Origin of the sequence: Streptomyces sp. NPDC088157 (assembly GCF_044741545.1) — a bacterium.
Taxonomy (GTDB): domain Bacteria; phylum Actinomycetota; class Actinomycetes; order Streptomycetales; family Streptomycetaceae; genus Streptomyces.
Map to the genome: position 1 here is coordinate 119,681 of NZ_JBIUSU010000002.1, position 13,742 is coordinate 133,422.

Here is a 13,742-nt window from a genome sequence, read left to right on the forward strand (position 1 = left end):
GACGCGTCCGCAGGACGTCACCCCTACGGACGGCAGCGCTTCCCAGGTGGTCCTCACAGGAATCTCAGGTGATGACCCGGGGATTCAAAGGATCGACCCATCTACGAGGCGCAGGATGCACACGCAAAGGTGGACAACTCAGGAAGGCGTGCCGTGGGCGTCTCGCACATATCGAACCGGTCCGACAAGCGGCCGGAGGGCTGGTCCCGGCGCGGGATCCTGGGCGTGCTCGGCGCCGTCCCGGCCGTCGCGCTGACCGGGTGCGGTTCCGGGTCGGCGGACGCCTCGGAGAACACGACGGCGGCCGGGACGTCGGGCTCCGCGTCCACGAAGGCCTCGCCGGCCGCCGCACAGCCGGTGATCTCGGTCACTCCCGCCGACGGCACCAGGAAGGCCGCCTTCACCAGCCCGGTCGAGGTCACCGTGACCGACGGCGCCCTCGCCTCCGTGAAGGTGACGGGCAACGACGGCTCGACCCTCGCGGGTTCCCTCGACGAGGCCAAGACCACGTGGACGTCCACGGCCCATCCCCACTCCGGCACCAAGTACACGGTCACCGCCCGGGCCGAGGGCGCCGACGCGCGGACGGCCACCTTCACCACCAGGTCCCCGGACGAGACCTTCGTCGGCTATTTCACCCCCGAGGCGAACTCCACCTCCGGCGTCGGCATGCCGATCTCGATCAACTTCTCGCACGCCGTGTCGGACCGGGCCGCCGTGCAGAAGGCGATCACGGTGACCGCCGAGCCGGCCGTGGAGATCGTCGGGCACTGGTTCAGCGACACCCGGCTGGACTTCCGGCCGCAGACGTACTGGGCACCCGGCACGACGATCAGCCTCGGTCTGCGCCTGAAGGACGTCGAGGGAGCGAAGGGTGTCTACGGTACGCAGTCGAAGGACGTCACGTTCCACATCGGCCGCGCGCAGATCAGCACCGTGGACCTGTCCAGCAAGGAGATGGTGGTCGAGCGGGACGGCGCGACCCTGGCCACCTACCCCGTCTCGGGCGGCGACTCCGACCACACCACCTGGTCCGGGGTCATGGTGATCAGCGAACGGTTCAAGCAGACCCGGATGGAGTCCTCCACGGTCGGCCTCGGCGACGAGTACGACATCTCCGACGTGCCGCACGCCCAGCGTCTGACCACCTCCGGCACCTTCGTCCACGGCAACTACTGGGCCTCGGCCTCGGTGTTCGGCAGCCGGAACACCAGCCACGGCTGCGTCGGCCTGCACGACGCCAAGGGCGCGAACGACAGCTCCGTCGCGGGCTACGCGTTCTACGCGAGCTCGATGCTCGGCGACGTGGTGATCGTGAAGAACTCGGGCGAGAGGACCGTCGACGCGGCCAACGGCCTCAACGGCTGGAACCTGTCCTGGGCGGACTGGCGGGCGGGCAGCGCGCTTTAGCACCTTTGCGTGGTTCAACCCGTGAACTTCCCTGCCCCGAAAGGACTTTCCTTGCTTTAAGTCTTGACGGCGTCCGGGACGGAGAGCACATTGGGCCCACTTTGAGAGCGCTCTCAAAGGCTCTCGAAGACACCCGCGCCCATCACTCCGTACCCGAGAGGCACCCCTCCCATGAGCGCAACCTCCGGCATACCCAGACGGCGACGCGCGCTCGTCGCCGTGCTCGGCACACTCGGCCTGGCGGCCGCCGCGGCGGCGGCCGTCACCCTGCCCGCGAACGCCTCCGCGCCCACACCCCCGACCGGCTGGACGCAGGTCTTCCTCGACGACTTCACCGGCGCCGCCGGCACCGGCGTCAGCGCCTCCAACTGGCAGTACAGCACCGGGACTTCGTATCCGGGCGGCCCCTCCAACTGGGGCACCGGCGAGGTCGAGACGATGACCAACAGCACCAGCAACGTCTCGCTCGACGGCAACGGCAACCTTCGCATCATCCCGCTGCGCGACTCCGCGGGCAACTGGACCTCGGGCCGCATCGAGACCAAGCGGACCGACTTCCAGCCCCCGTCCGGCGGCAAGCTGCGGGTGGAGGCCCGGATCCAGATGCCGAACGTGACGGGCACCGCCGCCGAGGGCTACTGGCCCGCGTTCTGGGCGCTCGGAGCGCCCTACCGCGGCAACTACCAGAACTGGCCGGGCGTCGGCGAGCTGGACATCATGGAGAACGTCCAGGGCCTGAACAAGGTGTGGGCGACGATGCACTGCGGCACCAATCCGGGCGGCCCGTGCAACGAGACCACCGGCATCGGCAACTCCGTCGCGTGTCCCGGCACGACCTGCCAGTCCGGCTTCCACACCTACGCGATGGAGTGGGACCGGTCGGTGACCCCCGAGGCGATCCGTTTCTACGTCGACGGCGTCAACTACCACACCGTCACCGCGAACCAGGTCGACGCGACGACCTGGACCAACGCCACGAACCACGGCTACTTCGTCATCCTGAACGTCGCGATGGGCGGCGCCTTCCCGGACGCCTTCGGCGGCGGTCTGGACGGCGCCACCGAGCCGGGCCACCCCATGGTGGTGGACTACGTGCAGGTGCTCCAGGCCGCGGGCGGTGGGAGCGGTACCACGCCGCCGCCGACCGGCAGCCGAGACGCCTACGGCACGATCCAGGCCGAGTCGTACGACAGCCAGTCCGGCACGGTCGCCGAGACGACGACCGACACGGGCGGCGGCCAGGACATCGGCTCCCTCGCGAACGGCGACTGGGCGCTGTACAAGGGCGTCACCTTCGGTTCCACGGCGGCGACCCAGTTCAGCGCCCGGGTCGCCAGCGGTGCGGCGGGCGGGGTCAGCGGACTGGTCGAGGTACGCCTCGACAGCCGTACCGCCACGCCCGTCGGCAGCTTCGCGGTCGCCAACACCGGTGGTTGGCAGGCGTGGCGGACGATCCCCGCGAACATCAGCTCCGTCACCGGCACCCACGACGTCTATCTGACCTTCACCAGCGGTCAGCCCGCGGACTTCGTGAACGTCAACTGGCTGACCTTCGGCCGCTGACCGAACGGCCACGCGGCGCCGGGCGGTCGACCTTTGTACAGGCCGACTCCCGGCGCCGCGTGCGCGACGAGCGCGACCTGCTTGCGGGGCCTTCAGCGGCCGGCCCGCTCGCGTGGCTCGAAGCCGCCCGTGAGGTGTGTCCGGGCGGCCTTGCGGAAGGCGGTCACCAGGCGGCCGCGGTCGTCGGCGCGGGTCGCCAGGACGACCTGGCTCGGCTCGACGCCGACGAGGGGAACACCGGTGAGGTCGGGACGCAGGGCGAATCCCGGGGCGGCCGCCGAGACCAGCACCGTCTCTCCCGCCGCGACGAGTTCGAACTTGTCCTCGACCTCGTCCACGTACGGCCCGTCCGGCACCGGGAGTCCGTCGGGGCGCGGTTCGAGGCGCCAGAACCGGCTCCAGGCGGGGTCGGAGTCCCGAACCCGGGGCATGGGTTCGCCGGCCAGGTCGTCGACGGTGACGGACTCCTTGCCGGCCAGCCGATGGTCGAGGGGGACGACCAGCACGCGGGGTTCGTCGTAGAGGACGGTGACGTGCAGCCCGTCCGTCGGGAACGGCAGCCGGGCGACCAGGGCGTCCACCCGGCGGTCGAGCAGGGCCTGGCGCGACTCGTGCCAGGTCAGGTGCTGGGTGCGGACGTCGGCGTCCGGGTGCCTGCGCCGCAGCTCTCGTACGGCCGGCGTGACGATGATCGCCGTGAGGTAGCCGACGACGATCCGGCTGGGCTCGGCGGCGGCGCGGGCCCGGGCGGCGGCCTCGGCGGCCGAGCCCAGCAGTGCCCTGGCGCGCGGCAGGAACACCTCCCCCGCCTCCGTCAGCCGCGTGCCCCGGGGGGTGCGGTCCAGCAGGCGTACACCCAACTGCTGTTCCAGGCGCTGCACCTGGCGGCTCAGGGACGGCTGGGTGAGGTGCAGGGCGTGGGCGGCGCGGCCGAAGTGCCCGTGCTCGGCGACGACGGTGAAGTACCGCACCAGCCGCAGGTCGAGGTCGGTTACCGGGTCCGGGTCCCGGGCGCGGTCGGGGTCGGGGGCGGGCATGAGGCAAGGGTAGCCGCCCGGTCATCGGACGCTCGTGCCTCTGCCCTGCCGGACCTGCGGTGATGCCTGAAGCGTATTGCGCGATACGTAACAGGCCTTGGACCTGGGCGGCCTTCCCCGCGGACGATGGAGCCGTCGCCCGGCCCCGGCCCGGCGGCCCCTCACCGAGGCCCCTGATCGGCACCTCGCGCCGGCGTCCGCGGACGCCGACCCGTTGCCGAGGCCTCTTTCCGACCTCGTCCAAGGAGTGCACTGTGCGCGTATTCATCACCGGCGCGACCGGGTTCATCGGGTCCGCCGTCGTCCGCGAACTCATCGGCGCCGGGCACCAGGTGGTGGGCGTCGCCCGCTCGGACACGGGCGCCGCGTTCCTCACCTCCGTCGGGGCCGAGGTGTACCGCGGTGACCTCACCGACCCGGACGGCCTGCGCGGCGGCGCGGCGACCGCCGACGGTGTCGTCCATCTGGCGTTCCAGCACGACTTCGCGGACTTCGAGGCCTCCGCGCGGACCGAACGCCGGGCCATCGAGACGCTCGGCGAGGAGCTCACGGGCTCCGGCCGGCCCTTCGTCGTGACCTCCGGCACCGCGGGGCTGCCGCCGGGCCGGGTGGGCACCGAGGACGACGCCTTCGTCGCCGACTCCCCCGCGGCGGCGCGGATGCCCAACGAGGCGGCGGCCCTCGCGTTCGCCGAGCGGGGTGTGCGGGTCAGCGCCGTCCGGCTCTCGCCCTCGGTGCATGGCGTCGGCGACCACGGTTTCGTGCCGCGGCTGATCGACCTCGCCCGCGAGCGGGGCGTCTCGGCCCATGTCGGCGACGGCGCCAACCGCTGGCCCGCCGTGCACCGGCTCGACGCGGCCCGTCTGTACCGGCTGGCCCTGGAGTCGGCCGAAGCGGGCACCCGACTGCACGGCGTCGACGACGAGGGCGTGCCGTTCCGTGACATCGCCGCCGCCATCGGCCGCCATCTGAACCTGCCGGTGACCGCGATCCCGGCCGCCGAGGCGGGCGCCCACTTCGGCTGGCTCGGCGGGCTCGTGGGCCGTGACATCCCGGCGTCCAGCGCCGTGACCCGCAAGCTGCTGGACTGGCGGCCCGAACACCCCGGCCTCATCGCGGACCTGGACGAGGGGCACTACTTCGGGAAGGGCGACGCCCAGGCCTGACACCGCGTCACCCCGGCGTGAATCCGGGCCAGGCCCGAATCCCGAATCCCGTCCTTCCAAGGCCGAATCCCGCGTCACCCCGGCCCGGCACCCGCGTCGGTCACAGCGCACCCCGGTCGCCTCAGCGCAGTTCCGCGCGGAAGGCCACCGGGGTGTTTCCCGTGTGCAGTTGGAAGAACTTCGAGAAGTTCGCCGGGTCGGGGAAGCCCACCGCCGCTCCCACCCGGCCGATCGGCAGGTCCGTGTGGGCCAGCAGGCGTTTGGCCTCCAGGACGACCCGTTTGTCGATGAAGCCCTTGGGTGTCTCCCCGGTGGCCGCGCGGACCGCGCGGACGAGCGTCCGGCGGGAGTATCCGAGGGCGTCGGCGTAGGCGCTGACGCTGTGGTTGGTGGCGAAGTCCCGCTCCACGGCGTCCCGGAAGAGCGTGAACGTGCTGTCGGCCTGACGGCGCGCCGCCTCCGCGCCGCTCGCCGCGAGGTGCGCGAGCCGCAGCAGGAACGCGGACAGGGAGTGCCGCAGCACCGCCGTGTGCAGACTCAGGGGCAGGGTGCCGCCGGCGCCGCCGTCGTCGTACTCCCCGCGCAGATACGTCAGAGCCGCGCGCAGGCCCGCGAGCTGCGGTCCGTCCGGGCGCAGCAGCGGCGGCAGGTCGTAGCGGTAGAGGCCGGTGGCCTCGACGGTGGCGCGCGGCAGGAAGCCGGGCTGCATGGTCAGGACCGTTCCGCGGTACTCGCTCGACCTGGAGAAGCGGTGGACCTGGCCCGGGCGGATCCACAGCAGGTCGCCGGCCGTCGCCTCGTGTTCGGCGAAGTCGATCATGTGGCGGACGGGACCGTCGTCGAAGAGCATCACCACGTGGAAGTCGATGCGGTGCACGCGGTCCAGCGGAGTGTCGGTGGGCCAGGTGAGGCCGGCTCCCATGGGGCCCACCTGCATGCCGACGCCGCCGACGCTGTGTTCGACGGGAAAGGGAAAGGTCCTGATGCCCTCACCGGCGCCGTCTTGGGTACTTGTGTCCACCATGTCCTTCTCACGCCGCCCAGATGCCGCTCGATGGCGCTCATGTGTCGCCCGCGGGTGTCCCACTTTCACCACAGGCTGACACAGGGAGACCTTCCCCTATAAAAGTCAGACTTTTAGGTTTGAACACATCAGAGCAGCTGTATCGCTCCTATCGAGGATTTCTTGAAGATGAGCACGCAGACACCGAACAACTTCGAGTGGACCGAAATTGACCGGCGTGCCGTCGACACCGCCCGCCTTCTGGCGGCGGATGCCGTCCAGCAGGTCGGCAACGGCCACCCCGGAACCGCCATGAGCCTCGCGCCGGTCGCGTACACGATCTTTCAGAAGGTGATGCGACATGATCCGGCGGATCCCGAGTGGACGGGCCGTGACCGCTTCGTCCTCTCCCCCGGCCACACCTCGCTGACCCTCTACACCCAGCTCTACCTCTCCGGCTACGAGCTGGAGCTCGAGGACCTGAAGAGCTTCCGTACGCACGGCTCGAAGACGCCCGGCCACCCCGAGTACGGGCACACCGCCGGTGTGGAGACCACCACCGGACCGCTCGGCCAGGGTGTCGCGAACGCCGTGGGCATGGCGATGGCCGCCCGCTACGAGCGCGGTCTGTTCGACCCGCAGGCCCCGGTCGGCGAGTCGCCGTTCGACCACACCGTCTGGGCGATCGTCTCCGACGGCGACCTGGAGGAGGGCGTCTCCGCCGAGGCGTCCTCCCTCGCCGGCCACCAGAAGCTCGGCAACCTCGTCCTCGTCTACGACGACAACCACATCTCCATCGAGGGCGACACGGCCACCGCGTTCTCCGAGGACGTGCTCAAGCGGTACGAGGCCTACGGCTGGCACGCCCAGCGCGTCGGGCCGACCGGGGAGGGCGACGTCGACGTCCCCGCCCTGTACGCGGCGCTGAAGGCGGCGCAGGCCGAGACCGGGCGCCCCTCGATCATCTCCCTGCGCACGATCATCGCCTGGCCCGCCCCGAACGCCCGCAACACCGAGGCCTCCCACGGTTCGGCCCTCGGCGCGGAGGAGGTCGCCGCCACCAAGCGCCTCCTCGGCTTCGACCCGGAGCGGAGCTTCGAGGTCACCGACGAGGTGCTCGCCCACACCCGCGCCGCCCTCGACCGGGGCGCGCAGGCCCACGCGGCCTGGGACAGGCAGCTGGAGAAGTGGCGCGGCGCCGACGCCGGGCGCGCCCGCCTGTTCGACCGGGTCCTCGCGGGTCAGCTGCCCGAGGGCTGGGAGGACGCGCTGCCGGTGTTCGAGCCCGGCAGGCCGGTCGCCACCCGCGCCGCCTCCGGCAAGGTTCTCCAGTCGCTGGGCGAGGTCCTGCCCGAGCTGTGGGGCGGCTCCGCCGACCTGGCCGGCTCGAACAACACCACCATCGACAAGTCCTCCTCCTTCCTCCCCGCGGGCAACCCGCTGCCCGGGGCGAGCCCGTACGGCCGTACGGTCCATTTCGGTATCCGCGAGTTCTCGATGGCCGCCGAGATGAACGGCATCGCCCTGCACGGCAACACCCGTATCTACGGCGGCACCTTCCTGGTGTTCTCCGACTACATGCGCAACGCCGTCCGGATGTCGGCGCTGATGCAGCTGCCGGTGACGTACGTGTGGACGCACGACTCCGTCGGTCTCGGCGAGGACGGCCCCACCCACCAGCCGGTCGAGCACCTGGCCTCGCTGCGGGCCATCCCCGGCCTGAACGTGGTCCGCCCGGCCGACGCCAACGAGACGACGATCGCCTGGGCCGAGATCCTGAGGCGGCACGGCACCCGGCCGGCCCCGCACGGCCTGGCCCTCACCCGGCAGGGCGTCCCGACGTACGCGCCGAACCCGGACGCGGCGAAGGGCGGATACGTCCTGGCCGAGTCCTCCACCGGGACCCCCGACGTCGTCCTCGTCGCCACCGGGTCCGAGGTACGGCTCGCCGTCGCCGCGCGCGAGGCGCTCGAGGCCGAGGGGATCGGCGTCCGGGTGGTGTCGATGCCGTCCGTGGAGTGGTTCGAGGAGCAGCCGCGCGAGTACCGCGACGGCGTCCTTCCGCCGTCGGTGCGGGCCCGGGTCGCGGTCGAGGCGGGCATCGGCCTCACCTGGCACCGGTTCGTGGGCGACGCCGGGCGGATCGTCTCCCTCGAGCACTTCGGCGCCTCCGCCGACGCGGAAACCCTGTTCGCCGAGTACGGCTTCACCGCCGAGAACGTCGCCGCCGCGGCCCGGGAATCCCTTGCCGCCGCGCGTGGTTGATCCGACCGCCAGAAAGAAGATGATCGAAGTGACCGAAGCAACCGCGGGAGCGCTGGAGCGCCTGTCCGAGGAGGGCGTCTCCGTCTGGCTGGACGACCTGTCGCGCGAGCGGATCGCCTCCGGCGGCCTCGCCCGGCTCGTCGAGACGAAGAACGTCGTCGGTGTCACCACCAACCCGTCCATCTTCCAGGCCGCGATCGGTTCCGGCGAAGGCTACGAGGAGCAGCTCGGCGAGCTGGCGGTGCGGGGCGTCACGGTCGACGAAGCCGTACGGATGCTGACGACGGCCGATGTGCGGGCCGCAGCCGATGTCCTGCATTCTGTCTACACGGCGACCGGTGGTCGCGACGGCCGGGTCTCCATCGAGGTCGACCCCCGTCTCGCCCACGACACCGCCGCCACGATCGCCGAGGCCAAGCAGCTCGCCTGGCTGGTCGACCGCCCCAACGTGATGATCAAGATCCCGGCGACACGGGCCGGTCTCCCGGCGATCACCGAGGTCATCGGCCTCGGCATCAGCGTCAACGTCACGCTGATCTTCTCCCTGGAGCGCTACCGCGAGGTCGTCGACGCCTATCTGGCCGGCCTGGAGAAGGCCGCCGCCAAGGGCCTGGACCTCTCCGCCGTGCACTCCGTGGCCTCCTTCTTCGTCTCGCGCGTCGACGCCGAGATCGACAAGCGGCTGACCCTGCTCGGCACCGACGCGGCCCGCGCGCTGAAGGGCAGGGCCGCGCTCGCCAACGCGCGGCTGGCCTACGAGGCGTACGAGGAGGTGTTCGGGTCCGCCGGCCGTCCGACCCGCTCCGGCGACCGCTGGACCGCCCTCGCGGGAGCCCGGGCGAACAAGCAGCGTCCGCTGTGGGCATCCACCGGCGTGAAGGATCCTGTGTACAAGGACACGCTGTACGTGGACGATCTGGTCGCCCCGGGCACGGTCAACACCATGCCCGAGGCCACGCTGAACGCCACCGCCGACCACGGCGACATCACCGGCGACACGGTCACCGGCGGCTATGCCCAGGCGCGTGCCGACCTGGCCGCCGTCGAGGCGCTCGGCATCCCCTACGACGAGGTGGTCACCCGTTTGGAGGAGGAGGGTGTCGCCAAGTTCGCGGTGGCGTGGCAGGACCTTCTTGACGCGGTCACGAAGTCGCTGATGAGCAAGGGAGTTGACGCGGAATGAGCACCAGCAGTCTCGGCGCGGCCTGGGAGAACCCCCTGCGGGACCCCCGCGACCGGCGCCTGCCCCGCATCGCGGGGCCGTCCGGCCTCGTCATCTTCGGCGTGACCGGAGACCTGTCCCGCAAGAAGCTGATGCCGGCGGTCTACGACCTCGCCAACCGCGGTCTGCTCCCACCGGGCTTCTCGCTCGTCGGATTCGCCCGCCGCGACTGGGAGGACCAGGACTTCGCGCAGGTCGTCCACGACGCGGTGCGCGAGCACTCCCGGACCCCGTTCCGCGAGGAGGTCTGGCAGCAGCTCGCCGAGGGCATGCGGTTCGTCCCGGGCGACTTCGACGACGACACCGCGTTCAAGCAGCTCAAGAACGCGGTCGAGGAGCTGGACTCCTCCCGCGGCACGGGCGGCAACTTCGCCTTCTACCTCTCCGTACCGCCGAAGTTCTTCCCCAAGGTCGTCGAGCAGCTCAAGAAGCACGGGCTGGCGAAGGGACGCAAGGGGGCCTGGCGTCGGGCGGTCATCGAGAAGCCGTTCGGGCGCGACCTGGACAGCGCGCGGGAACTGAACGCGGTCGTGCACGACGTGTTCGAGCCGGACCAGCTCTTCCGCATCGACCACTACCTCGGCAAGGAGACCGTCCAGAACATCCTGGCGCTCCGCTTCGCCAACACCATGTTCGAGCCGATCTGGAACCGGTCCTTCGTGGACCACGTGCAGATCACCATGGCCGAGGACATCGGCATCGGCGGCCGGGCCGGCTACTACGACGGCATCGGCGCCGCCCGTGACGTCATCCAGAACCACCTGCTCCAGCTCATGGCCCTCACCGCCATGGAGGAGCCCGCCTCGTTCGACGCCGACGCGCTGCTCACCGAGAAGCTCAAGGTGCTCCGGGCGGTGAAGCTGCCCGAGGAACTGGGGAAGCACACCGTACGGGGGCAGTACGTGTCGGCCTGGCAGGGCGGCGAGAAGGTTCGCGGTTACCTGGAGGAGGACGGCATCGACCCGGTCTCCACGACGGACACGTACGCCGCCGTGAAGCTGAACGTCGACAACCGCCGCTGGGCGGGCGTCCCCTTCTACCTGCGCACCGGCAAGCGCCTCGGCCGGCGGGTCACCGAGATCGCGGTCGTCTTCCAGCGCGCTCCCCACTCCCCCTTCGACTCCACCGCGACCGAGGAGCTCGGCGCCAACGCGATCGTCATCCGCGTCCAGCCGGACGAGGGCATCACGGTCCGCTTCGGCTCCAAGGTGCCCGGCACCTCCATGGAGATCCGGGACGTGACGATGGACTTCGCCTACGGCGAGTCCTTCACGGAGTCCAGCCCGGAGGCGTACGAGCGCCTCATCCTGGATGTGCTGCTGGGCGACGCCAACCTGTTCCCCCGCCACCAGGAAGTGGAAGAGTCCTGGAAGATCCTCGACCCGATCGAGGAGTACTGGGCACGGCACGGCAGGCCCGCGCAGTACCCCTCGGGCAGCTGGGGACCCGAGGAAGCCGACGAGATGCTCGCACGAGACGGACGGAGCTGGCGCAGGCCATGAAGATCGACCTGACCGACACCACGGCAAGCAAGATCAACAAGGCGCTGGTGCGGGGTCGCCGCGCCATCGGCACACCAGCCGTGGGCATGGTTCTGACGATGGTGATCGTCACGGACGAGGAGAACGCCTACGACTCGATCAAGGCGGCCGAGGAGGCCTCGCACGAGCACCCCTCGCGCACCCTGGTCGTCATCAAGCGGCACGCCCGCAGCCCGCGCGACCGCACCAACTCCCACCTCGACGCCGAGGTCCGGGTGGGTGCCGACGCGGGCACCGGCGAGACGGTCATCCTGCGGACGTACGGCGAGGTCTCCGACCACGCCGACTCCGTCGTCCTGCCGCTGCTGCTGCCGGACGCCCCGGTCGTCGTGTGGTGGCCGGTGGACGCCCCGGAGAACCCGGCCAAGGACCCGCTGGGCGCCCTCGCGCAGCGCAGGATCACCGACATGTACGCCGTCGAGCAGCCGCTGACGGCCCTGGCGGCGCGCGTGAAGTCGTACGCCCCCGGCGACACCGACCTCGCCTGGACCCGGCTCACCCCGTGGCGCTCGATGCTCGCGGCGGCCCTGGACCAGGCCCGGGTGCCGATCACCACGGCGGCCGTGGAGAGCGAGGCCGACAACCCCAGCGCCGAGCTGCTCGCGCGCTGGCTGGAGGCCCGGCTGAACGTCGTGGTCGACCGGGTCGTCACCGCGGGGCCGGTCGTCACGGCCGTCCGGCTCGGCACCGGGAACGGCGAGATCGTCATCGACCGCCCCGAGGGCCCGCTCGCCACGCTCACGCTGCCCGGACAGCCCTCGCGCACCCTCGCGCTGAAGGTCCGCGCCACCTCCGAACTCATCGCCGAGGAGCTCAGGCGCCTCGACGCGGACGAGATGTACGCCGTCGCCCTGCGGGGCGAGGACACCAAGGAGCCATCCTCCCATGTCTGACACCCCCCGGCTCGACCAGCGGCCCGAGTGGGCCGCCCTGAAGGATCACCGCGCCCGGTGGCAGGCACACCTGCGGGACCTGTTCGCGGCGGACCCGGGGCGCGCCGAGCGGTACGTGGTACGCGTCGGCGACCTGCGCATCGACTTCTCCAAGAACCTGGTCACCGACGAGACCCTCGCCCTGCTGCGCGAACTCGCCGCCGCCACCGACGTGTTCGGGCTGCGCGACGCCATGTTCGCCGGCGAGAGGATCAACATCACCGAGGACCGCGCGGTCCTGCACACCGCACTGCGGGCCCCGGCGGACGCCGTCGTCGAGGTCGACGGCGAGAACGTGGTCCCCCAGGTCCACGCCGTCCTGAGCGGGATGAGCGGATTCGCCGAGCGCGTGCGCTCCGGTGAGTGGACCGGTCACACGGGCCGCCGGATCCGCAATGTCGTCAACATCGGCATCGGCGGCTCCGACCTGGGTCCCGCGATGGCGTACGAGGCACTGAGGGCCTACACGGACCGCTCGCTGACCTTCCGGTTCGTCTCCAACGTCGACGGCGCCGATCTGCACGAGGCGGTCCACGACCTGGACCCCGCCGAGACGCTGTTCATCGTCGCCTCCAAGACCTTCACCACGATCGAGACGATCACCAACGCCACCTCGGCCCGCTCCTGGCTGCTGAAGGGGCTGGGCGGTGAGGAGAAGGCGGTCGCGAAGCACTTCGTCGCGCTGTCCACCAACGCCGAGAAGGTCGCCGACTTCGGCATCGACACGGCCAACATGTTCGAGTTCTGGGACTGGGTCGGCGGTCGCTACTCCTTCGACTCGGCGATCGGCCTGTCGCTGATGATCGCCATCGGTCCGGCGCGGTTCCGGGAGCTGCTCGACGGGTTCAGGATCGTCGACGACCACTTCCGCACCGCTCCCGCCGACTCCAACGCCCCGCTGCTCCTCGGCCTGTTGGGCATCTGGTACGGGAACTTCTTCGACGCGCAGTCGCACGCCGTACTCCCCTACAGCCACTACCTCTCGAAGTTCACCGCCTACCTCCAGCAGCTCGACATGGAGTCCAACGGCAAGTCGGTGGACCGCGAGGGCCGACCCGTGCAGTGGCAGACCGGCCCGGTCGTGTGGGGCACTCCGGGCACCAACGGACAGCACGCCTACTACCAGTTGATCCACCAGGGCACGAAGCTCATCCCGGCCGACCTGATCGGCTTCGCCCGGCCGGTCGACGAGCTGAGCGACGAACTCAAGGCGCAGCACGACCTGTTGATGGCCAACCTGTTCGCGCAGGGACAGGCCCTCGCCTTCGGCAAGACCGCCGAGGAGGTCCGGTCGGAGGGCGTACCGGAGGAGCAGGTGCCGCACCGCACCTTCCAGGGCAACCACCCCACGACGACCGTCCTCGCCCGTGAGCTGACCCCGTCGGTCCTGGGCCAGCTCATCGCCCTCTACGAGCACAAGGTGTTCGTGCAGGGCGCGATCTGGGACATCGACTCCTTCGACCAGTGGGGCGTGGAGCTCGGCAAGGTGCTCGCCAAGCGCGTCGAACCCGCCCTCACCCGCGGTGCCGAGGTCCCCGGCCTCGATCCCTCCACCGCCGCTCTCGTCGCCGCCTACCGCGAACTCAGGAAGTAGTGAACTGAC

Annotated in this window: 10 protein-coding genes; 8 read left to right on the top strand and 2 right to left on the bottom strand. The window is 70.9% G+C overall.

Annotated elements, in window-relative coordinates:
- Positions 1 to 153 precede the first annotated feature (153 nt).
- On the top strand, positions 154 to 1,410 hold the full coding sequence (locus tag ACIPFH_RS06945) for an Ig-like domain-containing protein (RefSeq protein WP_401823957.1): 1,257 nt from the start codon (positions 154 to 156) through the stop codon (positions 1,408 to 1,410).
- 171 nt (positions 1,411 to 1,581) lie between these two features.
- Positions 1,582 to 2,973: a glycoside hydrolase family 16 protein gene (locus ACIPFH_RS06950; RefSeq protein WP_401823959.1), complete on the top strand. Its 1,392-nt coding sequence runs from the start codon at positions 1,582 to 1,584 to the stop codon at positions 2,971 to 2,973.
- A 92-nt stretch (positions 2,974 to 3,065) separates the two neighbouring features.
- Here ACIPFH_RS06950 and ACIPFH_RS06955 read toward each other — a convergent pair whose 3' ends face one another.
- Complete coding sequence (locus tag ACIPFH_RS06955) at positions 3,066 to 4,010, bottom strand: LysR substrate-binding domain-containing protein (RefSeq protein ID WP_401823960.1); 945 nt, start codon at positions 4,008 to 4,010, stop codon at positions 3,066 to 3,068.
- A 254-nt stretch (positions 4,011 to 4,264) separates the two neighbouring features.
- Here ACIPFH_RS06955 and ACIPFH_RS06960 point away from each other — a divergent pair, with 254 nt between their 5' ends.
- The gene (locus ACIPFH_RS06960) at positions 4,265 to 5,176 is read left to right on the top strand and encodes an SDR family oxidoreductase (RefSeq protein ID WP_401823962.1); all 912 of its coding nucleotides are present in this window, start codon (positions 4,265 to 4,267) and stop codon (positions 5,174 to 5,176) included.
- Between the two features lie 121 nt (positions 5,177 to 5,297).
- On the opposite strand, the gene ACIPFH_RS06965 is transcribed toward ACIPFH_RS06960, so the two are convergent.
- Positions 5,298 to 6,200, bottom strand: coding sequence for a helix-turn-helix domain-containing protein (locus tag ACIPFH_RS06965; protein WP_401823964.1), 903 nt, complete (start codon positions 6,198 to 6,200; stop codon positions 5,298 to 5,300).
- 168 nt (positions 6,201 to 6,368) lie between these two features.
- Between ACIPFH_RS06965 and tkt the strand changes: the two genes are divergently transcribed.
- The 5 genes from tkt to pgi are packed head-to-tail and all read left to right on the top strand — an operon-like array spanning position 6,369 to position 13,733.
- Positions 6,369 to 8,444: a transketolase gene (gene tkt / locus ACIPFH_RS06970; protein WP_401823966.1), complete on the top strand. Its 2,076-nt coding sequence runs from the start codon at positions 6,369 to 6,371 to the stop codon at positions 8,442 to 8,444.
- Positions 8,445 to 8,463: 19 nt separating this feature from the next.
- Positions 8,464 to 9,627, top strand: a complete 1,164-nt coding sequence (gene tal / locus ACIPFH_RS06975; protein ID WP_401823968.1) for a transaldolase — start codon at positions 8,464 to 8,466, stop codon at positions 9,625 to 9,627.
- Complete coding sequence (zwf, locus tag ACIPFH_RS06980; protein WP_401823970.1) at positions 9,624 to 11,168, top strand: glucose-6-phosphate dehydrogenase; 1,545 nt, start codon at positions 9,624 to 9,626, stop codon at positions 11,166 to 11,168. Before tal ends, zwf begins: the two co-directional genes overlap by 4 nt.
- The gene (opcA, locus tag ACIPFH_RS06985) at positions 11,165 to 12,100 is read left to right on the top strand and encodes a glucose-6-phosphate dehydrogenase assembly protein OpcA (protein WP_401823971.1); all 936 of its coding nucleotides are present in this window, start codon (positions 11,165 to 11,167) and stop codon (positions 12,098 to 12,100) included. Before zwf ends, opcA begins: the two co-directional genes overlap by 4 nt.
- Complete coding sequence (gene pgi / locus ACIPFH_RS06990; RefSeq protein WP_401823973.1) at positions 12,093 to 13,733, top strand: glucose-6-phosphate isomerase; 1,641 nt, start codon at positions 12,093 to 12,095, stop codon at positions 13,731 to 13,733. The genes opcA and pgi overlap by 8 nt, the downstream gene beginning before the upstream one ends.
- Positions 13,734 to 13,742: the final 9 nt, after the last annotated feature.